Below are 24,936 nucleotides of genomic sequence, written 5' to 3'. Positions count from 1 at the left end.
CTAAAGTATTGAAAAAAGAGGCGAAGAGGATATGGCAGAGCACGAAAACTTAGTAAAATCATCACAGATCATCATAAAGGATGCGCTTGATAAATTAGGTTTTGATGAGGGTATGTACGAATTAGTGAAGGAGCCGATGCGTTTGCTCACTGTGCGCATCCCGGTTCGTATGGATGACGGGACAGTGAAGACATTCACAGGTTACCGTGCACAGCATAATGATGCTGTGGGTCCCACTAAAGGGGGCGTACGTTTCCACCCTGACGTAGATGAAGATGAAGTAAAGGCATTATCGATGTGGATGACACTGAAATGTGGTATTGTCGACTTACCTTACGGGGGCGGTAAAGGCGGTATCGTCTGTGACCCTCGTCAGATGAGTATTCATGAAGTTGAGCGTTTATCACGTGGTTATGTGCGTGCAATCTCACAGATTGTAGGACCGACTAAAGATATTCCGGCACCGGATGTCTTCACAAACTCACAGATCATGGCGTGGATGATGGATGAATACAGTAAAATGGATGAGTTCAACTCACCAGGTTTCATTACAGGGAAACCGATTGTACTCGGTGGCTCTCAGGGTCGTGACCGCTCTACAGCACTAGGTGTTGTCATCGCGATTGAAGAGGCAGCAAAACGTCGTGGCAAAACAATTAAAGATTCACGTGTTGTCATTCAAGGTTTCGGTAACGCAGGTAGCTTCTTAGCGAAGTTCCTTTACGATGCAGGCGCTAAAGTCATTGCTATTTCTGATGCACATGGCGCGCTTCATGATCCGAACGGCTTAGATATTGATTATTTACTTGACCGTCGTGACAGCTTCGGTACAGTGACAAATCTATTTGAAGATACAATCACTAACAAAGAACTGTTTGAACTGGACTGCGATATCTTAGTCCCTGCTGCAATCTCCAACCAGATTACAGAGGACAATGCATACGATATCAAAGCGGAAATCGTTGTCGAAGCGGCTAACGGTCCAACGACGATGGAAGCGACGAAGATTCTGACAGAACGCGGCATCCTGCTGGTTCCTGATGTTCTGGCAAGTGCCGGCGGGGTAACGGTCTCTTATTTCGAATGGGTACAGAACAACCAAGGTTACTACTGGACTGAAGAAGAAGTTAACGAAAAACTTCGTGAGAAATTAGTACGAGCATTTGATAACATCTATTCCCTCGCGCAGACCAGAAATATTGATATGAGACTTGCTGCTTATATCGTCGGTATCAAGCGTACAGCTGAAGCTGCACGTTACCGCGGCTGGGCATAATAGAGAGGCTCCCTGCTAAGGGGCCTCTCTTTTTTGAGCAGTTTATTTCTTAGAATGGTGCGAGGCGTCTACAATAGAAGTACTTAACAGAGGAGGTCTATCATGAATTCATTTACATTTTACAATCCGACACAACTCGTATTCGGTAAAGACAGTATCGAAAAACTGCCCCAGATGATCAGCCAGTTTACAGACGGCAAAAAAATCCTGGTCACTTATGGGGGTGGCAGCATCAAGAAATCCGGCCTGCATACACGTATCATGAACTTGCTGGCAGACTATGAAGTATATGAATTCGGCGGTATTGAACCGAACCCCCGTCTTTCAACCGTAAAAAAAGCAGTAGCGGTTGTTAAGGACAAAGACATCGACTTTATTCTCGCAGTAGGCGGCGGCAGTGTGATTGACGGTACCAAACTGATTTCTGCTGCAAGTAAGCTGGACAATGACCCGTGGGATATCGTGACACGTCAAGTCACACCGACAGAAGTCGTCCCGTTCGGAACTATCCTGACAATCTCCGCGACTGGTTCTGAGATGAATGCAGGCTCAGTCATCACGAACTGGGAAACGAATGAAAAACTGGGCTGGGGCTCACCGCTCGTCTTCCCTAAGTTCTCATTGCTGAATCCGGAAGTATTGTATACATTGCCTGCGAATCAGACGGTTAATGGTATCGTGGATTCAATGAGCCATTTAATTGAGCAGTATTTCAATGAAGCAGACAACAGCGCGATTGGCGATGCCATGATTGCGGGTGTCATGAAGGAGATCATGGCAGCAGGACGTGTCGCTTTAGCACAACCTGATAACTACGAGGCACGCGAGACATTGATGCTCGGCGCAACGGTCGCTTTAAACGGCTTTATGCGTATGGGATACAACGGAGACTGGGCAACGCATAACCTGGAGCATGCAGTCAGTGCCGTACATGATATCGCGCACGGTGCAGGACTGGCGATCCTCTTCCCGGCCTGGATGAAATATGTCAGTCAGCATCAACCGGCACGCTTTGCACAGTTTGCGGAGGACGTATTCGATGTGGATCAGCAGCTATCTGAAAGTGCGAAAGTGGAGGCAGGTATTAAAGGTCTTGAAGATTACTGGCAGTCCATCGGCGCACCGAGCAGACTCAGTGATTTTGATATTGCGGCAGATGATTTTGAGACATTTGCAGACAAGACATTGTTCAATGGGCCATTCGGTAATTTCTATCAGTTAGATAAAGAAGCCGTTATCGCCATCTATAAGTTAGCTGAATAAAAAGAAGAGAAGACGCTATCGTGAGATGAGCGTCTTCCCTTCTTTTATTTGCTGCAGCACCGCATCTGTACCAGTACCGTTCAGATTCTGGCGTCTGTTGACAGCTGCAGCAGGCGTGAGAGATGTATAGACTTCTTCGGTGATTGAGGGATGGATGGAACGATAGGTTTCCAGCGGCACATCCATCAGCAACTGATTCTTCTGTATACATGAATAGACCAGCTGGCCGGTTAATGCATGCGCTTCTCTGAAGGGCACGCCGAGTGTCACCAGGTAATCAGCAAACTCTGTGGCATTCGAGAAATCATTCAGTGCCATCTCCTCTTTGTTGAGGGTCATTGTGCGGATCATACCGTTAAAGATATTGAGACTTTTCTTCGTATCTGCCACTGCTTCAAAGGAGGGCTTCTTATCTTCCTGCATATCCTTATTGTAAGCAAGCGGTAAGCCTTTCATCGTCATCAGGAGACCCATATAACGTCCCGCAACTGTCCCGGCCTTCCCTCTGATAAGCTCAGCCATATCCGGATTTTTCTTCTGGGGCATGATGGATGAGCCGGTCGAAAAAGCATCGCTCAAAGCAATGAAATTGAACTCATGTGTACACCAGAGAATAATCTCTTCACTGAAGCGGGAGAGGTGCATCATGATCAGATTGAGGTTGTTCATCGTTTCCAGCAGATAATCCCGGTCAGATACCGCGTCCATGCTGTTCATGTAGAGTCCGCTGAAACCGAGAAGCGTCCGTGTCATTGGCTGGTCAATCGGATAGGTCGTTCCTGCCAAGGCACCGGCACCGAGAGGAGAGAGACTGATGCGTTTCAGACTGTCTGTCAGACGTTCTTTATCACGTTGCAACATCCAGAAGTATGACATGATATGATGAGCGAAAAGAATAGGTTGTGCGCGCTGAAGGTGTGTATAACCGGGCATGATGACATCTATATTCTCTTCAGCTCTCTCTGCTATTGTCGTCTGTAACTGTTCGATAAGATGGACGATGGCATTGACCTCTTTAACCATATAAAGATGCATATCTGTAGCGACCTGGTCATTGCGCGATCTGCCGGTATGCATTTTACCGCCAGTCGGACCGATTTTCTCAATGAGCAGTTTTTCAATGTTTAAATGAATATCTTCTGCCGCTGCTGTAAAGACTACATCACCATTTTCATAGTCTGCCTCAATGCTTCTGAGACCCTGATGGATAAGGTCTTTCTCAGAGTGCGTCAGGATGCCGCACTGTGCAAGCATTTCCACGTGAGTAATACGCCCGACACCATGAATGCCTCCTAAGCTATTCAGACTGGCAATGAGTTCATGAAGCGCCATTTGTTCACCATTGATGGCCGTGGGAACGCCTGCTGTAAATGTCAGTTCAATGACTGACGGTTCGTCGGGAGAATCTGCTATGGATTGTGTCAGTTCATATGCATCTTCCGGCGGCTCTGCATAAGGATCTTCCAGAATACCGCACTCATTGCTTCTGCCCCAGAGATTCTGGTCAATGGAGTAAGGTGAATCAAGATCGATTGGAATAGGGATGTCATGCTTGAGCGCATAATCAATTTCTGCTTCCCTGCTGAAGCCCCAATCCCGTACAGGTGCCAGTGTTTTGAGTGATGGATCGATGCTGTGAATGGCAACCTCAAAACGGACCTGGTCATTACCTTTACCTGTACAACCATGCGCGATGTACTCGGCGCCTTTCTCCTGTGCCATTTTAACAAGTTCCTTGGCAATGAGAGGACGGCTTAAAGCGGAAACCAGCGGATAAGTCTGTTCATAAAGGCTATTACCTTTAATGGCGTAGCTTAAATATTCATCAGCAAATGTGTCTACTTTATCCAGCATGATGGATTCTGAAGCGCCGACTTTTAGGGCTTTCTCTTTGATAAGTGTAAGATCTTTATTTTCGCCGACATTGAGACAGCAGGCGATGACCTCGTAACCTTGTTCGACCAGCCACTGAATGGCCAGCTGGTGTTTTTAATAAGAGCTGGAGACTGGTTGCATCGCGCCACTCAAAGCGCGGATTCAATCTGAGTGGCGTCACCCGCGCCACTCAAAGCGCAGATTCAATCTGAGTGGCGTCACCCGCGCCACTCAAAGCGCGGATTCAATCTGAGTGGCGTCACCCGCGCCACTTAAACTACTCTATCTGTTGATAAATCGACATATTCCTTTTCTACATTCGTTGAGAAGTAGGAGAGTTTCAAGTAAAATGAAGGGGAAATTAATTACAGGAGGCTATTCAGATGACACATATCAAATTTGATTATGAAACAGCTCTAACCTTTCTTGGCCAGCATGAACTGGATCAGATGAGAGATCTTGTCAAAAATACGCATCACACCATTCATGAGGGTTCTGGTGCCGGCAGCGACTACCTTGGGTGGGTGAATCTGCCGGAGGCGTATGATCAAGATGAGTTTGCACGCATCAAGGAATCAGCGGAGAAAATCAAGTCAGATAGTGAAATCTTGCTCGTCATCGGTATTGGGGGTTCATATTTAGGTGCCCGTGCAGCTATCGAGATGTTATCAGGCACATTCGATAATTTTGCGCCGAAAGAAGGTCGTCCACAGATTATCTTTGTCGGTCATCATCTGTCTTCCACATATGTGAGCGACCTGATTCAGTATATTGATGGCAAGGACTTCTCAATCAATGTCATCTCTAAATCAGGTACGACTACAGAGCCAGCTGTGGCATTCCGCATCTTTAAGAAGATTTTAGAAGAAAAATACGGTAAAGAAGAAGCTAAATCTCGTATTTATGCGACAACTGATAAAGCGAAAGGGGCACTTAAATCACTGGCAGATACAGAAGGCTATGCAACGTTTGTAGTGCCGGATGATGTCGGCGGCCGTTACTCTGTTCTGACGGCTGTAGGCTTACTGCCGATTGCAGCTGCAGGTATTTCCATTGATGAGATGATGCAAGGTGCAGCTTCTGCGCGTAAGGATCTGTCAAGTTCAGAACTTGAAGATAATATCAGTTATCAATATGCAGCGATTCGCAATATCCTGTATAACAAAGGCTACACAATTGAAATGCTGATCAACTATGAACCGAGCCTGGTGTATTTCAATGAATGGTGGAAACAGTTATTCGGCGAATCAGAAGGGAAGGACTTCAAAGGAATCTATCCATCAAGCGCCAATTTCTCTACTGACCTTCATTCACTCGGGCAATACGTCCAGGAAGGGCGACGCGATATTTTTGAGACGGTCGTCAAAGTAGCATCGCCACGTGCCGACATTACCATCGAAAAAGATGACAATGATCTGGATGGACTGAACTTCCTGGCGGGAGAGACACTGGACTTCGTTAACACGAAAGCGTTCCAAGGGACTCTTCTCGCCCATACAGACGGCGGTGTACCGAACTTAGTCGTGGAAGTGCCGAAACTTGATGCCTTCACATTCGGCTATCTGGTCTACTTCTTCGAACTCAGCTGTGCCATGAGCGGTTACCTGCTCGGTGTGAATCCATTTAATCAGCCGGGTGTTGAAGCCTATAAACAGAACATGTTCGCACTTCTCGGCAAACCGGGATTTGAAGATAAGAAAAAGGAACTGGAAGAACGTCTGAATCAATAATATTCATAAGAAAACCGCGTATAGCGGTTTTCTTTTTATTTTTGGGCGGATAGTATAAACTAGTAATAAATACGTAAAAGAGGGTCAGCTCATGTTTCATGATTTATTTTCTCCTGAGACCCTGCAGTTCTGGGTTGAACAGCATCCGATATGGGGACTGCTTCTCGGCTTTTTCCTTCCTTTTGCTGAAGCCTTTCTGCCTGTGCTGCCGATTGTCGTTTTTGCAGTGGTAAATGTCAATGCATTCGGTCTGCCGCTCGGCTTTCTCTTGACCTGGTCAGGGGCAGTAACAGGTGCCTATGCGGTATTTCTTATCGTCAGGCGCTATGGGCAGAATCGTTTCGTCAAAAAACTCAACCGTCATCCCTATGTCGAGAAAATGATGTGGCGCATCAATGAGCAGGGGGTCATCCCGCTTTTTGTCCTGCTGTGTTTCCCGTTTACACCGTCCTTTCTGATCAACATAGTCGGCGCGCTCTCTAATATCAGACAGCGTCATTATCTCCTCGCTACAATGACAGGTAAAGCAGTGATGTTACTGCTTCTGAGTTATATCGGTGCCGATTTAAGGTCGTTTATCACGCAGCCGCTGAAGTCTGTAGTTGTCATGGCTGTACTTGCTGCACTGTGGTTCATCGGTAAGAAAGTAGAAGAATATTATCACGCGCACGGTGGCAGACGATGAAGAAATGGCTCTGGTACACGATAAGTTGTCTCGTCTTCCTCGTTATCTTTCGTACTTTTCTGCTGACCACGTATGTAGTGGACGGCCGGTCGATGGAGCCTGCATTACGGGACGGAGAGCTCGCCTTTATTAATGTGATAGGTGATATCATACATCCTGTTGAGACGCATGATATTATTTTCTTCAAGGTCAATGATCAGACGTTCGTCAAAAGAGTGGTCGCAACACCGCATGATTATGTGTCAGTGCATCATCAATATCTCTATGTCAACGGAGAAAGGTATTCAGAACAGCAGGCGGATTATCAGGAGCTGCTGAATATCAATGGACATAACGGGCAAGTGGTCCCTGAAAAATGTTATATTGTATTAGGAGATAATCTGAAAGAGAGTGTCGATTCAAGAACATTTGGCTGTGTGAACGAACATGAGATTATGGGTAAAGTAATAGGTCACTTAGACCTGAAATTTAATGAATGAGGTGTCTTGTTTGAAAAAAGAGCTTTTTGAGTGGCTGTTTGCGATTATCGTTGCAGTCGCACTTTACTTTGTCATCCATCAGTTTTTATTCTTAGTTTATACGATTAACGGTGATTCGATGCATCCCACACTGAAAAACGGTGAGAAAGTCATCGTCAATAAAATCGGTTATACAGTCGGAGATATTCATAAAGGAGATGTCGTCGTCTTCCATGCAGACAAGACAGATGATTACGTCAAGCGAGTCATCGGTACCGGCGGCGATAAAGTCATGTATAAAGATGATAACCTTTATGTGAACGGCAAAAAAGTGGATGAGCCTTACCTAGATGAAAATAAGCTATCTAAAACAAACGTTCAATTGACTGAGAACTTCTCGGTCAAGGATATTACGTCTCCGTCAGTAGATACGATACCTGAAGGTAAATTGCTGGTGCTAGGCGATAACCGGGAAGTCAGTAAGGATAGCAGATATTTCGGACTGATAGATGAGAAGCAGGTCGTGGGTGAAGTCGCCCTTCGTTTCTGGCCATTCAACGTCTTTCATTATAATTTTGATCCAGCTCAATAAGAAGCAGACACTTTTTATACCCGTATAAAAAGTGTTTTTTAATAAGGGGGATATTATGACAGTTCAATTAATACTTGGTCGGCGAGGCAGCGGTAAAACACATCGTATTATGGAATCTGTTAAAGACGCTATTCGAGAAGTACCGTTGGGTGATCCGATCATCATTATCACACCGAAGCAGAGCACGTATACTTTTGAGCAGCAGTTAGCGCGGGACCCGGAAATAAAAGGCAGCCTGCGTGCTTCCGTCTATGGTTTTGACCGCTTATCCTGGCGTATTCTAAGTGAAGAGGGCGGTCTGACTGAAGAGATGATATCAAGTTCCGGTGTGGAGATGCTGGTTCATATGATCTTAAAAGAGCAGCAGGAGCAGTTGGCGTTATACCGGTCGTCTGCACGCTATTATGGTTTCAGCCAGAAGGTGACAGAAGCCATCAAAGACTTTAAGAAATATGGTGTTAGCGCGGAGATGCTTGAAGATCTGAGCGGAGACGAGACGTTCCCGGTCAGAACACAGCATAAATTACAGGATATTTCATTGATATACAGCCTACTTGAGACTGAGCTGGCAGGCCATTATACCCAGGCAGAAGATATTCTGAACTTTCTCTATGATAGAATTCCGCAGTCTGCAACAATTCGGAAAGCGGATATTTATATCGACGGATTTCACAACTTTACAGCGCTTGAATATCAGGTCATTCAGCAGCTGGCTAAGTATGCAAAATCAATGACGCTCACACTGACCGTTGATTTAACGGCAATGAATGAAACCTTCAGAAAGACTTTTGAAACTTATCAACTGCTGACGGAGGCATTTCATCGTGCAGCTATAGACGTCCATGTTGAACAGCTGTCAGACACAGCCAGATTTAAAAATCCGTCGCTTGCATTACTTGAGCAGCAGTTCGATGCGCTCTTGCCTGCGCCAGGCGAGGCTGAGGGTGTGACAGTCAGTGAAGCGCCGAGCATGCGTAAAGAAGTGGAGTATGTCGTCAGAATGATCCATAGACAAGCTCGAACAGGCCGTTACCGCTATGCAGATACAGCGATTCTTTATCGGGACGACAGCTACATCAATCTCTTCAAGGAATATTTCTCAAAATATCACATTCCCTATTATACCGACCGGAAGGAACAGATGATCCACCACCCCGCAGTAGAACTGGTACGGTCATTACTTGATTTCATCAGTCAGCCGTGGCAGACGGAACATTTATTCCGTGTACTGAAGACAGGGCTGTTGTCACGCCGGTTTGATATCGCGGATGACCAGCTGCTGATTGATATGCTTGAAAATACCGTGATCGAACGCGGTCTTGCTTTCAACCGCTGGCTGGAAGATGAACGCTTCTTCTATGATAAGCGCAAACCCTACGGCGAAGAAGAATGGCAGCAGATGAACCAGTTCAGAACTTATATCATCCCTTTGATGACACAGATTCTGACTCTGCAGGATGTCACGAACGCACATGATTTCGCGTTACGACTCTATCAGTTTCTGGAAGAGATCAAGCTGCCGGACTATCTTATGGCTGAGAAAGACCGGCTGACCAAGCAAGGGCTGAACGGTGAGGCACTGCAGTATGAGCAGGTCTATACAGGTATTATCGGTCTGCTGGATGAGCTGGTGGAAATGCTTGCAGATAAAGAAACGGATTTTCAGACGATGAAGGACATGATGGATGTCGGTCTGACGACACTGGAGTTCTCGAGTATTCCTCAGGCACTGGACGAGGTGCAGCTTTTGAATATGGATCTCGCGCGTATAGAAAATACGCCATGCGTCTTCGCTGTCGGATTTAATGAGGATGTGCTGCCGAGAGCATCTAAAGATAACGTGCTGATCACAGACCAGGATAAGGCAGTGGTCGAAGCAGCGGCCGATATCAGACTGGCACCCTCAAGTCTAGCCCTCACAATAGATGAAAGCTTTGTGGCCTATCAGGTGCTGACGAATGCGTCAGAGACACTGCATATCACCTACAGTCTGATGGATGAGAGCGGAAATGCGAGACAGCCCTCCAGCTATCTCAGCCAGCTGCAAGCTATTTTTCCGGCGCTTGAAGTCAACTATCTGAACGCACAGCATAAGCCCGAAGATTTAATTGAGACCATCGCTGCGGGCGTCAGCCACGTGATTGAGCAGCAGGCCAATCCTGAATGGCACTACGTGAAGGAATGGATGAATCAGTTCGCTGTCTTCCAGCGTATTATGCGCATCAGTGATTATCGTAATCAGACTGTTCAACTGGATGACTTACGGACGCGGAAAATATATGGCAATGAGATCAAGGCCAGTGTGTCCCGATTTGAGACGTATAATAACTGTCCGTTCCAGCATTTTGCAGCGCATGGCCTTGCTCTCAATATCAGACAGCCCTTTGAATTCCAGCACTTCGAACTCGGCAATATCTTCCACCATGCGCTCAAGATCATTTCCGAGGAAATTAAAGACCGGATTGTCATGATGGATAAGAAGGAATTGCAGCAGTATGTTGAAGTCACATTGCAGAGTTTAATTCCGGATGTTCAGTACCAAGTGCTCTATTCTAAAGCTTATTATCAGTATATGGTGCGTCAGATCACCAAGATTCTGACGGAAACTCTTTCTGTTATTCAGCTGCAGCAGTCCCGCTCGCATTTCCGGATGGCTCGGTTTGAGCAGAGTTTCTCCGGCGATCCGCAACGTAAAGGGCAGTTCCGCGCTGCAAAGATATATACAGAGCAGGGCGTACCGATCTCCATCAGAGGCCAGATAGACCGCATTGACCTTCTGCAGGGAACAGACCGCGACTATGTCAGTATCATCGATTATAAGTCATCTGGTCATGCACTGCATTTGAATGAAGTCTATTACGGCAAGCAGATGCAGATGCTGACTTATATGGACGTTGTCCTGCAGAATGCGGACCAGCTGACACAGCATGCGCTGGACCCGGCGGCTATGCTTTATTTCCATGTTCAGCAGCCTTATCTGAAGTACGGGCTGAAGAAGGAGGCAGCTGAGCATGCCCGGCGTTATGTGGAAGCCTATAAACTGGAAGGTTTTGTCGTGGACGATCTGGATATAGCGACCAAGCTTGACACTGAACTGACAGCAGGTGTCAAGTCGAGTGTGATTCCGGTGACGATGACGAAAAAAGGCCTGTTCGACAGCCGGTCAAAACGGCTGACGAAAGACGAAATACTGGCACTCATAGAGATCAACAGAAAGAATTACATCCAGACGGCGACAGCTATTATGGATGGTGAGACAAAGGTAGCACCGCTTGAATTCAACAAACAGCTGCCTTGTCAGTTCTGTAACTTCAAGTCAACGTGTCATATCGACCCGCTGCTCAACGGCGATGATGTCAGACATGTCGATGAGAAGATAGATGTCAAAGCACTTCTGAAAGGAGAGACAGATGAGAACGAAACCGATTGATGCCCAGTGGACAGATGCGCAGTGGCAGGCTATCACAGCAAACGGTACAGATATCCTGGTTGCTGCAGCCGCAGGAAGCGGTAAAACGGCGGTCCTGGTTGAAAGGATCATCCACAAGATTATCTATGAAGAGATGAGTCTGGATGAGCTACTGATTGTGACCTTCACCAATGCCAGTGCCAAAGAAATGAAGGAGAGAATCCAGCAGGCGATCAAGCGGGAAGTCATCAATCAGCCGACTGATCATCTGAAGGAACAGCTGGTTAAAATTCATGCAGCTGAGATTTCAACCTTACATCGATTCTGCCTGAACCTTATTGAACAGTATTACTACACCATTGACTTAGATCCTGTATTCCGTACTGCGAGCGATGAGGAAGGCACGCTGCTTCTGATGCAGTCACTCGATGAAATCATGGAGAAACACTACGAAAACCCGTCTGATGCTTTTCTGAAGACGAATCTCCATCTGTCGAGCGACAGAAGTGACCAGTCTCTCCGGGATGCAGTGCTGAAGCTCTATTATTTTGCCGTGGCAAATCCAGCACCGGAGGAATGGCTGACGGATCTTCCGGCACTCTACAGAGAAGTATCACTCCGTCACCCTGTTATTCAATCTATGGAGTCAGCCGTTATCAGTGAAGTTGAACGGGCACTCATGCTCTTCAGGGAGGCGGCAGCTGAACTGGATAGCCCGGTCTACGAAAAGCAATTTTTAAAAGCTGAAGCCTATATTGCTGAACTGGAGCAGGTCAGCGGTGACTATACAGCGCTTTATCACCGGCTGACTGCGCTCGATAACTGGTCAACGCCGCCTTTCAGATTCAAGAAAGAGTTCGAAGATATGCGTCTAGATACAGCTGAAGAAGAACGGATTAAAGCACAGTTCAACCAGGCGAAAGAGATCTTGAATGCAGTTAAGACCGATTATTTCTTCGCACCTCCTGAAGAGATGATAGATGACCTGCATGCTATGGCAGACGAGGTGGCATTGCTCGCTCAGCTGACGATTGAACTGATTGAGGCGTTCAGCCGCAGCAAGCGTGAGCGTAAGATTCTGGATTTTACGGATTATGAACATCTGGCTCTCGACATCCTGCTGAAAGACGGACAGCCGACACCGATCGCGCTTAATCTACAGCAGAAGTATAAGGAGATTCTGGTCGATGAGTATCAGGATACCAACCGTGTGCAGGAGACGATCCTGCAGAGCATCAACCATGACCATCTTTTTATGGTGGGGGATGTCAAGCAGTCCATCTACAAATTCCGCCAGGCAGAACCGGGACTTTTTCTTGATAAATATAAACGTTTCGACGGCAAGAGCGGCCAGGTCATCGATCTATCACGCAACTTCCGTTCACGACGAGAAGTGATTGACGACACGAATGCGGTCTTCAGCAGAATAATGGACGAAGCTGTAGGCGAAGTCGATTATGATGAACGCCAGCAGCTGTACTTCGGAGCATCATTCGATGACACACCGCACCCGACAGAACTGAATGTCATCATCAAGAATGATGAACCGCTGGAAAGCGAATGGATAGCCCGCAAAATCATGGACATTGTGGCGCACGCTGAAGTCTATGACAACGGCGTCTACCGGCCAGCCTCTTACCGCGATATCGTCATACTGCAGCGCCAGATTTCAAATAGTGCAGAACTTCAGCAGATATTCAAGAAATACGGCATCCCGTTTCATGTCAACAGCCGCAGCGGCTATTTTGAAACAGATGAAATACGGACGATGATCAGTCTGCTTCGTATCATCGACAACCCACTGCAGGATAACCATCTGGTGGGTGTCTTGCGTTCACTTCTCTATCAGTTCAATGAAGAAGAACTGGTGGATCTGAGACAATCCGGTCAGTATTTCTATCAGGATATGCTGGCATATGCGGAGACTTACCGCACACCACTTGCTGACAAAGTCAAGCACTTCATCACGACGCTGGATCATTACCGCAGCGCAGCCCGGACGATCGGGGTCAGACCGCTGCTCGAAATGATTTATGAGGAGCAGTATGTCGTCGAGAAATTCTCAATGCTGGTAGGCGGTGAGCAGAGACGGGCTAACCTACTAGGGCTGCTCGCCAAGTCTGAAGATTTTGAGCGCTCAAGCTACCGGGGCCTCTTCCAGTTCATCAGATATGTAGACAATATGATAGACAAGAATAAGGATTTCGGCGAAGTGAATATATTATCTGAGGAAGCTGATGTCGTCAGACTGATGACGATTCATTCGAGTAAAGGGCTTGAGTTCCCATATGTCATCTATTCAGAGCTAGGTAAAAAGTTCAATATGCTGGACTTGTCCGGTGCAGTGATTCCTAATCAGAAGCTCGGGATTGCCATGACTTATTATGATCAGCGAGAGCATTATAGTTATCCGACACTCTTCAGTCAGTACTTTAAGAAGGAAGGCAGGCGCGAAAGTATTTCTGAATCGATGCGACTCATGTATGTGGCGTTCACACGTGCAAAAGAACAGTTGATTCTAGTCGGTTCAGCGACAGAAAAAGAACTTGAAACCTGGCAGCAGCAGGATGCTGGAGATGAGTATGTCAGACTGAATGCGACGAAACCACTTGAACTGATAGTGGCAGCGGATGCACTGGATATTCAGGTCATCCGGGAACTGGATGATATAGCCCAGGAGGAAGCGGCGGTTGATACAGTCATCACGTCCCGTTCACCTGACTGGCTTGTTGAGCGAGCGGACTATCAGTATCCTTACCTTGAACTCAACAAGCTGCCGACTAAAGAATCTGTATCGGATATTAAACGTCAGACTGAAGTCGATGATGATGCGACAACCTGGACGATTGTCAATCAGTATCAGCTGGAACGGGCGAGCTATGAGCGGCCGAAATTCATGTCTGAAGTGAAAAAGACAGCAGCGGAACGTGGAACTTTGATGCATACGGTCATGCAGCATTTCCCTTATGACGGCACCGTCAAAAGTCACGCAGATATTAAGAAGCTGCTGCTCACACTCGTGGACAAACGCATCATCTCAGAAGAGGACAGCAAACTGGTTGATCAGGAAGCGCTGATCCGTTTTTCATCTTCAGAACTTTATCAGCAGATGTCGAGAGGAGAACGCTATACTGAATTACCTTTTGTCATCGGCAAGTCTTATCTGACTGGACGAGTGATTGAAGACGCACCGGTCGAGCCCCTTGTTCAAGGGATGATTGACTGTGTCTACAGGCTTGATGATCAGTATTATTTTGTGGACTTCAAGACAGACCGTCTGATTCCGAGACTAGGTGGGTCCGTGCATGATGCCGCACTGGCTGTGCGTCAACGTTATACCGTCCAGATGCACTACTATCAGAAAGCGTTGGAGGAAATGCTGAAACAGCCGGTCAAAGGCTATCTTTATTTCTTCGACTACAAAGAACTAGAGGTTGAATCATGAAACATATGCTAGTATTAATCGGTTTACTTGCTTTACTAATGGAGACTAGCCTGAAAATGGCTCATCCATTTATGATAACAGCGCCTGCTGCATATTTTGCCGAGCCTGAACGTTCGACATTCCTGCTCACTGTTATTCTGGCATTCGGCGTCGGACAGGCGGTGATCCCCCTTGCCCTGAGGGAGCTGTCACTGTCGCTGCGCGCCATTATGATCATAATCGGCTGCGGTCTGCTGGATAAGTGGCTGTTCAGTTCAACAGGCTACGTGCTGGCACTTGGCCTCGGCCTCTTCTGTGCAAAGTTTCTAAGAAAAAGCATGGGTTATGTACTTCTCGCACTCGGTTTATTTGCTGTGGCGATCCCTTTGCTGATTTTATATTTCTCAAGTGAGACATTTATGGATGCAGCAAAGTTCCAGGAACTCGTCACACTCTACCGCTCTCATGATTATCTGGGTTACGTGACACATAGTTTACAGACAGATTATATATTCATCGTTGTCATGGCTTTATTCGTCATCACCCCGTTACTCTTGATTGATCTCAGTGGCTTGAAGTATCGAGTCATGCCTGCAGTAATCTTGTTTTCTGCCGGCATCATGCTGAAGACATTGATCATCAGTACAGAATCTGTGCTTGCCTTCACTATATTGACGCTGATAGGCGGCCTGCTGCAAGGGGTTGCACTTTATCTGCTGCTGCGCGGAGCGGCTGGACTGGCACTGGTGCCCGCTCTTATCAGCAGCTCGCTTATCACGCTCTTCGTCTTTACAGCACTCGGCATCGGAGACTATAAAAATCTCGCTGTCGATATCGTGCTGATACGGGGGACTGTTATTTTTATCATCACTGCCGTCATCTATTTTGTATTGCAGCGGAAAATGCATGCTAATAATCCAAATATTCTGTATAATAAAGAACAAACATAGAAGGAGTGACCTTAATGAAATTTCTTTCATTTGAGTACCAAGGCAAAGAAACATATGGTGTTAAAGTAAAACGCGAGGAAGCAGCATGGATCTTACCTAAAGTCTTTGAAGCGTTCGGGAATGCTGACTATCCGAAAACGTTGCTTGAAGGGCTGCAGAAAAATGCAGAGATTGATTTTCAGGAGGCTGTACGCCAAGTAGTCTCTAAAGCAGAACAGCAAGGGGATAAAGAGAGTTATAAAGCGCCATTTGCTGACATCAAATTCCTGCCACCGGTGACACCGACGAACAATGTGATTGCGGTCGGTCGTAACTATAAAGAGCATGCAGAAGAACTGAACAATGCAGTCGATCGTCTCTACGTTTTCACTAAAGCACCATCAAGCTTAATAGGCGATGGCAACGCAATTCCGCTGCACTCAGATGTGACAAGCCAGCTGGACTATGAAGGAGAGCTCGGTATCGTCATCGGTAAATATGGTCACCAGATTCCAAAAGGTCTTGCGCTTGATTATGTCTATGGTTACACCATCATCAATGACATCACAGCACGTGACCTCCAGAAAGAGCATCTGCAGGCTTTCCTGAGTAAAAGCCTGATCGGCGGCTGTCCGATGGGCCCTTACATCGCGACGAAAGATGAGCTGCCGAATCCTGAGAATGTTAACATCGTGACGAAAGTCAACAACGAGATCCGTCAGGACGGCTCAACATCAGATATGATCCTGAAAATCGATGATCTGATTGCTGAAGTGTCCAAATATGTGGCACTCCATCCAGGTGATGTGATTGCGACAGGTACACCAGCTGGAGTGGGGGCTGGCATGAATCCACCGGTCTTCCTGAAGGCAGGGGATGAAGTCAAAGTCTCCATCGATGGCATCGGTACATTGGTCAATACGATTGCTGAATAAGGAAGAGAACAGAAAAGAGCGTCAGCTCTTTTCTTTTTTGCCATTAATTATGTTAAACTGATAACAAATACATGAAAGGAGGATACAGATGTTACACCTTCATATTTTAAGCTGGATTCTAGCTATCATTCTTTTCTTTGCTGCTTATCAGAATTTCTCTGATCGCCAAGGACCAAGTCAATACTTCAAACCGCTGCATATGGTACTGCGAGTCTTTTTATTGCTGACACTGATCAGTGGTGGTGTCGTGTTCTTCCAGACAATGGGCGGCGGTATGGCAGCTCAGTATGGTATTAAATTCCTGTTGGGTCTGGTCACTATCGGCCTGATGGAAATGACGCTCGCTAAAAAGAAAAAGAAGAAACCTTCTCGTACTTTCTTCTACTTAGTCGTCTTATTCGCAATACTGACAATAGGCATGGGTATCTGGTTGCCAATGGGACCTATTACTGCCATGTTCAACTAAGCTGATTCCTCGGAGTCAGCTTTTTCTTATGAACTTTTTATGAATTAAGTCACAATTTCTGTCACTTCAAGTATAATTTAAGTATTAAGCGAATAGAGGGATAGAAATGAAGAAAATGATATTACTGCTGATGGCAGGCCTGCTGGTCACGCCGGTAGCACAAGCACAAGAGAAACAGCAGCCGAGGGTCTATAGTCTAGTCGTAGACCGTTTCTTGAACGGCACAGAAAAAAATAATGCGCATATCCATAATGACGATGACGATCATCTGCCTTACGGTGGAGATTTTCAGGGGATTGAAAGCAAGCTCGATTATATTAAGGATATGGGCTTCAACGTCATCCATATCTCGCCGATATTCAAGCATGAGCAGAATGACTATCTAGGCTATAAAGTCTCAAACTACGATACTATTGATTCTGTTTATGGTGGTGACAAGGATTTCAAGGAACTGGTCAAGAAGATTCACGATAACAAGATGAAGATTATCGTGGATATGCCGGTCGTTGCCACAAAGGAATTTACGCCTTTGAAGTCTCCTGCGATGAATGAGATCCAGAAAGCCTATTACGGCAATACCCAGATTATCGACCTGCAGAATGCGGCCAACCAAGAGAAATACAAGAAAAAAATGGCTGCCTTCGTCAAGACTTATCAGGTAGATGGTCTTTCCATGTATACGCTGCAGGACGGAATTGATGCCCAGAAAATCATGCCTGACCTGCCGCTGAATATCGCTATTCTGAACAAAGGCATGGCCGCCAAGAATTTTGATTATATCCAAAAAGAGGAGTCAACCTTAAAGCTGGCGAACGGCTTTAAGACAACGAACCAGCCACTGCCAGATTCATTCGGTAAAAATGAATTACTCGCGGCAGATAATTTCTTTATGCCGCGCTTCACGAAATATGCTGCTGATGAAAATATGTTCCCGGGCACCCGTATTAAGTTACTGCTCAGCTATCTGCTCAGTCAGAATCAGCCGATGAGCATGACATACGGGACGGAGATTGCCATGAACGGTGGACAGATGCCTGATATGCACCAGCTGCTGGATTTCCGGACGGAAAAAGAAGTGACAGATTACCTGCAGGAGACCTCACGCGTCTTCGATAAATACCGTGAAATGTTTGACGGCAAGATGCAGGTGCTGATGAATAAAAACGGCAATCAGGTCATTCATTATGATACTGATAAGGTGGATTTTATTTATAATCTCAACAATACAGATAAAGCCACGAAAGTTGAGCTGGGTACTGATGTGGTCCCTGAAGGAAAAATGTTAAGTGGACTGCTGATCGGCGATGCTATTCATGAAAAAGATGGTCAGTTTGATTTAATCACCAATCGTGAAGAAGCAGAGCTCTATGCCATCATCAAGGACAGAGGACTTAATATCGGCTATATTATCGCATCAGTCGGGGTGATTATCGCATTTACCCTGTTTATTATACTTGCAGCCAGAAAATCAAAGCGCAATAAATAGCTGAAAAATATGAGTTATGAGCGATAAACGACAAATATCGCTCATAATGAGACTGAAGCCTTGAGTGCCTGTGAGTTATGAGCGATAAACGACAAATATCGCTCATAATGAGGCTGAAGCCTTGAGTGCCTGTGAGTTATGAGCGATAAACGACAAATATCGCTCATAATGAGGCTGAAGCCTTGAGTTCCTGTAAGTTATGAGCGATAAACAGCAAATATCGCTCATAATGAGGCTGAAGCCTTGAGTTCCTGTGAGTTATGAGCGATAAACGACAAATATCGCTCATAACTCGCAGCACAACTCGCAGCAAATAGAAGACCGCATGCCCCCGGCATGCGGTCTTTCCTATTATTTCGCACGATAGCCTATCATATTGATGATGTCCTTCGGGGATGAGAAAGGAGGGGCATAGGCAATCTCAATATCTTTTAAATCATCAATCGTCATCTTAGCGATTATAGCAGTCGCTATGACATCCACGCGTTTATCTACTCCCATCTTACCGAAGAAGCAGGCACGTAGGATCTGACGGGTATCTGGGTCATAATAGACTGAGATATGCATCGGATGAGAACGAGGCATATATCTTGCCTGCGGATACTGATCGAACGAGAGATGTGCTGCCCCGCATTCTTGTGCTTCTTTTTCGCTGATGCCGACGCTTGCAATGGCATGGTCAAAGAAGCGGATGATATTAGTCCCGAGCAGGCCGTTAAACGCTTGTTTATGACCAGCAAGATTGCCGGCAATCAGATTTGCGGCACGGTGCGCACCCCATGCAAGGGCGACGGTTGTCTTCTGACCGGTGTGCATATAGAATGTTTCAATGGCATCACCGAGTGCATAGATATCCTGGACGGAGGTCTGGAAATATTGATCGGTCACGATATACCCTTTGTCGTTCAATTCAATGCCGCTCTTGGCCAAGAATTCCGTGTTCGGCGTGATTCCGACCGCCTCAATAATGAGATCATAGTCAGCTGATAGCCCGGATTTAAACGTGACAGTTTTACCCTTTATACGGTCTACTTCATCATTGAGCTGGATATTGACGGCTGCTTCCTTGAGGCAGTTCATCAGATGCGGCAAGAACTGTCCATCCATGGTCTTCAGCAGACGTTCATTGCGATGGAGAAGTGTCACGTCAAGTCCACAGTGCTTAAGGTTTTCAACCATTTCAAGGCTGATATAGCCGGCCCCGATAATCAACGCCTTCTTCACATCATACTGTTCTATATGCTGTTCGATGATATCCGTATCTTCGAGTGTTCTGACAGGAAAGGCGATATCTGAATCTGCCAGCTGCGGCAAACGAACGGCCTGACAGCCCGGGCTTAAGATCAATTGATCGTATGTATCTTCTGTTGTCTCCTGGGTCAGGTGATTAAGAATCGTCACGGTTTTATGCGCTGGCTCAACTGCTATGACTTCGTGATACAGCTTGACCGTGATTTCTTTTTGTTCCTTGAATGTCGCAGCTGATGCCTGAGTCAGTTCAGAACGGTCTGTTATCTCAGCGCCGAGATAATAGGGCAGTCCGCAGTTGGCAAAACTCATATCGCGGCCCTTCTCGTAGATGACAATCTCTGCATCAGGCAGTTCACGTCTGATTTGTGAGGCGACAGTAGCACCGCCAGCCACACCGCCTACAACAACAATCTTCATATTATGCTCTCCCTTCAAGATTGAAATAATCAGCCAGAAATACGCCGATGCCATCTTCATTGTTAGAGAGCGTCACCTTATCAGCGCGCATCTTCAGTTCCTGGATGGCATTAGCCATGGCAACACCTGTGCCGGCATACTCAATCATCTCAAAATCATTGTCCTCATCACCGAATGCAATGATATTCTTCTGATTGATGCCTAATTTTTCAGAGACATACTGGATGCCGACTGCTTTATTGATTCCTTTTTTGACGATCTCAATGACAGGATAAGGGGCGCCCCAGCATCGATGTTCGACCTGTTCGGCATAGACGTGACTTAAGTGTTCGCGGATTGCCGGCACATGCTCATCCTCGGCCTGTATCAGAATACTGGTCGGCCCTTCCTGCAGTATAAGATTCAGATTGCCATTCTTGACGACAGGGTTACCCATCGTGAAGCCCTGGAACAGATACTCATCATGATAGTGAAAATAAACATGGTCCTTCACTTCAGCGATGATATTCTGGATGTTCAAGTCTTCCAGCTGCTCAAAAATAGCTCTTGCGATAGATAGATCGAGCGGCGTATGGACCCCTTTAAAATCGTCGTCCTTAGGATGATGGATAAAAGCGCCGTTAAAGTTGACGATAGGGGAATCGAGACCGAGCTCATTGTAATAGGTTTCGCTTGCACGGTAGGGACGGCCGGTTGAAATCATGACTTCGTGGCCTTCTTCTCTCAAGCGTTCAAGTACATGTTTAGTGTAAGGTGAAATGGTTTTTTCATCAGTCAGTAAAGTGCCGTCGAGATCGAGGCAGATTAAGTGTTTATCGTTCATCAGGTCAATCCTTTCTGCCTTCTATCATATCATTTAATTGGCGATAGTTAAGGAATTTGATATAGTTAGAGAAAAAGGAGTGAAGAGCATGGAAGAAGCAATGAAAGACAGTATTCTCGGTGCACTTGAAAATGTCATCGATCCAGAGCTTGGTATTGATGTCATCAATTTAGGACTCGTCTATCACGTCGATATGGATGATGACGGCATTGTGACCGTTGATATGACGTTAACATCTATGGGCTGTCCGATGGGACCCCAGATTATTGATCAGGTGAAGACAGCACTCGGTGAATTACCGGAAATTAAAGGTGTAGAAGTGAATATCGTCTGGAATCCACCTTGGAATAAAGAAATGATGAGCCGTTACGCTAAGATTGCACTCGGCGTCAGCTGATCAGAAAGCCCGCAGCTTCGTGCTGCGGGCTTTTTTTGTCTTATTCAATTCTGCAGATATTGACCGGACAGCTTTCACAGCTGATCTCATCTTTCAGATACTGGATGTTGTTAAGCACGATATATTTACCTTTCACACTGATGATATCATCAGCCCTGAGCTGACTGATGATCCGGTTGACACCTTCCCGGGTCGTGCCGCAGAGATTGGCCAGGTCGTTATTGGTCAATTCTACGTTCAGCAGAAGACCTTCCTCCTGCTTGACGCCGTAGGTATTGCTGAGTCTGATCAACGTCGAATAGAGCGCCCCTTTTTTGCCGAGAGTAAATAAATCGCGCATCTTGTATTCATTTTTGCTGTTTTCATTCTGCTGCCACAGCATCCATTCGTATTTCATGACTTCATCAGCCAGCAATGCAGTCTCAAAGGTCTTCAGCTCTATTTTGCGGACGACAGCGGCTGATTTCACCTTCGCGAACAGTGAATGCTTCTTTGGACCACAGAACAGGGTCACAGCACCAAAAATAGAACGGCTTGAGAGCATCTTCATCGATAGCTCCTTACCATCCTCCACCATGCGGTTGATGAGCACGACCCCGCTTTTAATGACATAGATATAATCAGCGGGATCCTCTGCCTGATAAATATATTGTCCTGCCTTATAAGACTCTTCTTTACCATTATCCATGATATAGTTGACGACGTTCGTGGCTTCATGAAAATTAATCTGTACCATCCTGTTCATCCTTGTCCACTTTTTTTCTATTATAGCATAGACATTTTTCATAATATGACACGATTTAAATTTTTCTGAGCAGGTGGAGCATGATGTTTGGCTGAGACGGAAAAGGGCTATATAATAGGGGTAAAGGTCAAACATAGTCAAATGAGGTGACAGGGATGAATGCAGAAAAAATGACATACAATGTACAGACTGCTATTGAAGCAGCACAAAGTGACGCGGTTGAACGGCACATGCAGACGATTGAACCGGAAAGCTTGCTGTTGCATTTTGCCCAGGACAGCGACAGTATGCTGTCAACTGTTTTCGAAAGAGCGAACCTTGATATTAAAGCCTATACTGCCCGGTTAGAAGAGAGATTGAACAGTCTGCCGGCTGTCAGTGGCGACAATATGCAGTACGGGCAGTATTTAAGCAATGATCTGAATCAACTTATGCAAAAGGCAGAACAGCTGCAGCAAGAGATGGAAGATGACTACTTATCAGTGGAGCATCTCATTTTAGCTGCTGTTCAGTCACATACACTGACGCGCGATTTTGTCGGCAGCAAATCAGCCGTCATCACAGAAATCATCAAGCAGATTAGAGGGGGTCATCACGTGACATCACAAAATCCGGAAGTACAATATGAGGTGCTGAAGAAATACGGCAGAGATTTAGTGGAGGAAGTCCGCAACGGCAAAATGGATCCTGTCATCGGTCGGGACGAAGAAGTCCGTAACGCTATCCGTATTTTAAGCCGCAAGACAAAGAATAATCCTATCTTGATCGGGGAACCGGGTGTCGGTAAAACAGCTATCGTCGAAGGCCTGGCACAGCGTATCGTCCGCAAAGATGTGCCGGAATCACTCCTGAACAAGACGATATTTGAACTGGATCTCAGTGCGCTTGTCGCAGGCGCTAAATTCCGCGGCGAATTCGAGGAGCGGTTGAAGGCTGTGCTGAAGGAAGTGAAAGACAGCGACGGCCAGATCATTCTCTTTATTGATGAGATTCATATGATGGTGGGCGCCGGTAAAACGGAAGGTGCGATGGATGCCGGCAATATGCTGAAACCGATGCTTGCCCGCGGAGAACTTCACTGCATCGGCGCGACGACGTTGAACGAGTATCGTCAGTATATTGAGAAAGATTCGGCGTTAGAACGTCGCTTCCAGAAGGTCATGGTCGCAGAACCGGATGTTGAAGATACAGTGTCTATTCTCCGCGGCCTGAAAGAACGTTACGAAGTGTATCACGGTGTGCGGATCCAGGATAGAGCGCTCGTCGCAGCAGCTGAACTGTCAGACCGTTATATCACCGACCGCTTTCTGCCGGATAAAGCGATTGATCTGGTCGACCAGGCCTGTGCGACCATCCGGACGGAGATGGGCTCAAACCCAACTGAACTGGATGCAGTCAACCGCCGTGTGCTCCAGCTGGAGATTGAAGAAAAGGCGTTGAAGAATGAGGAAGACAGTGCCAGTCGTCTGCGGTTAGAAGAGCTGCAGAAAGAACTGGCTGATGAGAAAGAAAGACAGCAGATTCTGGCTGCCAAAGTTGAAAAAGAGAAATCTCAGATTCAGGTCGTCCAGGAGAAACGCTCCGAACTGGATCAATACCGCACGCAGCTGGAAGAGGCCCAGAATAATTATGATTTGGCCAAAGCTTCTGAGCTCCAGTACGGTAAGATTCCGGAGATTGAAAAAGAGCTGGCCCAGCTGGAGGAAGATTTTCAGGAAGAGACAAAGGGTAAGGACCGTCTCATCCGCGAAGTCGTAACAGATGAGGAGATCGGCTATATTGTGTCTCAATGGACGGGCATCCCTGTCTCTAAACTAGTGGAAACAGAGAAAGAAAAACTGCTGAAATTATCAGACATCCTCCACGAGCGTGTGGTCGGTCAGGACGAAGCAGTAGATTTAGTAGCAGATGCTGTCGTGCGTGCGCGTGCCGGCATCAAGGATCCGAACCGGCCGATCGGCAGCTTCCTCTTCCTTGGACCGACCGGTGTCGGTAAGACAGAGCTTGCAAAAGCACTGGCAAGTACGATGTTTGATTCAGAGAAGCATATGGTCCGCATTGATATGAGTGAATATATGGAGAAACATGCTGTTGCTCGGTTAATCGGAGCGCCTCCTGGATATGTCGGCTATGAAGAAGGCGGCCAGCTGACCGAAGCGGTTCGACGTCAGCCTTATTCAGTCATCCTGCTGGATGAAGTCGAAAAAGCCCATAGTGATGTCTTCAATGTCCTGCTGCAGCTCCTGGATGAAGGACGCCTGACTGATTCTAAAGGCCGCGTCGTTGACTTTAAAAATACCATTATTATTATGACAAGTAATATCGGCTCTCAATATCTACTGAATGGCATTGAGGAGGGCGAGATTACGGCTGAAGCCCGCAGTCAGGTGGATGAAGCACTGCATCAGTACTTCAAGCCGGAGATACTTAACCGGATGGATGATATCGTGCTCTTCAAACCACTCAGCGCGAATGATATGACATTTATTGTCGACAAACTGGTTGACCAGTTGAACCGTCGACTGCTGGAGCAGCATATGTCCGTCACAGTCGCTCAGCCGGTTAAAGAATGGATCGCTGAAGAAGCATATGCACCGGAATTCGGTGCTCGGCCGCTTAAACGGTTTGTTCAGCGACATATCGAGACACCTGTCGCGCGACTTCTGCTGCAGAATAACCTTGCAGAAGGAGCACATATCGATATCACGATGAAGGATGGCCAGCTTGACCTAGAGATTAAAAAATAAAAGCACGGTAGCTTAAAGCTACTGTGCT

General features: G+C 46.5%; 18 protein-coding genes. 14 read left to right on the top strand and 4 right to left on the bottom strand.

The genetic code is table 11. The features are described 5' to 3' along the window. Positions 1–31 precede the first annotated feature (31 nt). Both ERX55_RS09645 and ERX55_RS09640 read left to right on the top strand, forming a co-directional pair. Positions 32–1,276: a Glu/Leu/Phe/Val family dehydrogenase gene (locus tag ERX55_RS09645; protein ID WP_133452369.1), complete on the top strand. Its 1,245-nt coding sequence runs from the start codon at positions 32–34 to the stop codon at positions 1,274–1,276. A gap of 102 nt (positions 1,277–1,378) precedes the next feature. Further along, on the top strand, positions 1,379–2,539 hold the full coding sequence (locus tag ERX55_RS09640; RefSeq protein ID WP_133452368.1) for an iron-containing alcohol dehydrogenase: 1,161 nt from the start codon (positions 1,379–1,381) through the stop codon (positions 2,537–2,539). 15 nt (positions 2,540–2,554) lie between these two features. Here ERX55_RS09640 and argH read toward each other — a convergent pair whose 3' ends face one another. Then, positions 2,555–4,513 carry an argininosuccinate lyase gene (argH, locus tag ERX55_RS11635; protein WP_341777470.1) on the bottom strand — a complete coding sequence of 653 codons (1,959 nt, stop codon included), beginning with the start codon at positions 4,511–4,513 and terminating at the stop codon, positions 2,555–2,557. A gap of 284 nt (positions 4,514–4,797) precedes the next feature. Between argH and ERX55_RS09630 the strand changes: the two genes are divergently transcribed. The 10 genes from ERX55_RS09630 (at position 4,798) to ERX55_RS09585 (ending at position 18,528) form a co-directional block, all read left to right on the top strand. Then, positions 4,798–6,144, top strand: coding sequence for a glucose-6-phosphate isomerase (locus tag ERX55_RS09630; RefSeq protein ID WP_133452366.1), 1,347 nt, complete (start codon positions 4,798–4,800; stop codon positions 6,142–6,144). Between the two features lie 91 nt (positions 6,145–6,235). Next, positions 6,236–6,829 (top strand): TVP38/TMEM64 family protein, encoded by a 594-nt coding sequence (locus ERX55_RS09625; protein ID WP_133452365.1) that lies wholly within the window; start codon positions 6,236–6,238, stop codon positions 6,827–6,829. Then, on the top strand, positions 6,826–7,308 hold the full coding sequence (gene lepB / locus ERX55_RS09620; RefSeq protein ID WP_133452364.1) for a signal peptidase I: 483 nt from the start codon (positions 6,826–6,828) through the stop codon (positions 7,306–7,308). Before ERX55_RS09625 ends, lepB (ERX55_RS09620) begins: the two co-directional genes overlap by 4 nt. Before the next feature lie 10 nt (positions 7,309–7,318). Further along, on the top strand, positions 7,319–7,879 hold the full coding sequence (gene lepB, locus ERX55_RS09615) for a signal peptidase I (protein ID WP_165983772.1): 561 nt from the start codon (positions 7,319–7,321) through the stop codon (positions 7,877–7,879). Positions 7,880–7,934: 55 nt separating this feature from the next. Then, positions 7,935–11,309, top strand: coding sequence for a helicase-exonuclease AddAB subunit AddB (gene addB / locus ERX55_RS09610; RefSeq protein ID WP_133452362.1), 3,375 nt, complete (start codon positions 7,935–7,937; stop codon positions 11,307–11,309). Then, positions 11,290–14,733, top strand: a complete 3,444-nt coding sequence (addA, locus tag ERX55_RS09605) for a helicase-exonuclease AddAB subunit AddA (RefSeq protein ID WP_133452361.1) — start codon at positions 11,290–11,292, stop codon at positions 14,731–14,733. Before addB ends, addA begins: the two co-directional genes overlap by 20 nt. Next, a complete protein-coding gene (locus ERX55_RS09600) occupies positions 14,730–15,662 on the top strand; it encodes a hypothetical protein (protein ID WP_133452360.1) in 933 nt (310 codons plus the stop codon). Before addA ends, ERX55_RS09600 begins: the two co-directional genes overlap by 4 nt. A gap of 14 nt (positions 15,663–15,676) precedes the next feature. Then, positions 15,677–16,576 carry a fumarylacetoacetate hydrolase family protein gene (locus ERX55_RS09595; protein ID WP_133452359.1) on the top strand — a complete coding sequence of 300 codons (900 nt, stop codon included), beginning with the start codon at positions 15,677–15,679 and terminating at the stop codon, positions 16,574–16,576. A gap of 88 nt (positions 16,577–16,664) precedes the next feature. After that, a complete protein-coding gene (locus tag ERX55_RS09590; protein WP_133452358.1) occupies positions 16,665–17,042 on the top strand; it encodes a YisL family protein in 378 nt (125 codons plus the stop codon). Between the two features lie 106 nt (positions 17,043–17,148). Further along, a complete protein-coding gene (locus ERX55_RS09585; RefSeq protein ID WP_133452357.1) occupies positions 17,149–18,528 on the top strand; it encodes an alpha-amylase family glycosyl hydrolase in 1,380 nt (459 codons plus the stop codon). 351 nt (positions 18,529–18,879) lie between these two features. On the opposite strand, the gene ERX55_RS09580 is transcribed toward ERX55_RS09585, so the two are convergent. Together ERX55_RS09580 and ERX55_RS09575 are read right to left on the bottom strand one after the other, a co-directional pair. Beyond that, positions 18,880–20,196, bottom strand: coding sequence for a CoA-disulfide reductase (locus ERX55_RS09580; RefSeq protein ID WP_133452356.1), 1,317 nt, complete (start codon positions 20,194–20,196; stop codon positions 18,880–18,882). Position 20,197: 1 nt separating this feature from the next. Continuing rightward, on the bottom strand, positions 20,198–21,019 hold the full coding sequence (locus tag ERX55_RS09575; RefSeq protein WP_133452355.1) for a Cof-type HAD-IIB family hydrolase: 822 nt from the start codon (positions 21,017–21,019) through the stop codon (positions 20,198–20,200). 88 nt (positions 21,020–21,107) lie between these two features. On the opposite strand from ERX55_RS09575, the gene ERX55_RS09570 reads away from it, so the two are divergent. Further along, complete coding sequence (locus ERX55_RS09570; RefSeq protein ID WP_133452354.1) at positions 21,108–21,416, top strand: metal-sulfur cluster assembly factor; 309 nt, start codon at positions 21,108–21,110, stop codon at positions 21,414–21,416. A 40-nt stretch (positions 21,417–21,456) separates the two neighbouring features. On the opposite strand, the gene ERX55_RS09565 is transcribed toward ERX55_RS09570, so the two are convergent. Further along, positions 21,457–22,152, bottom strand: a complete 696-nt coding sequence (locus ERX55_RS09565; RefSeq protein ID WP_133452353.1) for a Crp/Fnr family transcriptional regulator — start codon at positions 22,150–22,152, stop codon at positions 21,457–21,459. Between the two features lie 164 nt (positions 22,153–22,316). On the opposite strand from ERX55_RS09565, the gene clpB reads away from it, so the two are divergent. Next, positions 22,317–24,908 (top strand): ATP-dependent chaperone ClpB, encoded by a 2,592-nt coding sequence (gene clpB / locus ERX55_RS09560; RefSeq protein WP_133452352.1) that lies wholly within the window; start codon positions 22,317–22,319, stop codon positions 24,906–24,908. The last annotated feature ends 28 nt before the right edge of the window (positions 24,909–24,936 follow it).

Origin of the sequence: Macrococcus bovicus (assembly GCF_004359575.1) — a bacterium.
Lineage (GTDB): Bacteria > Bacillota > Bacilli > Staphylococcales > Staphylococcaceae > Macrococcus > Macrococcus bovicus.
Note: the sequence above shows the minus strand (reverse complement) of the source record. Positions and strands in the feature narration are given on the sequence as shown.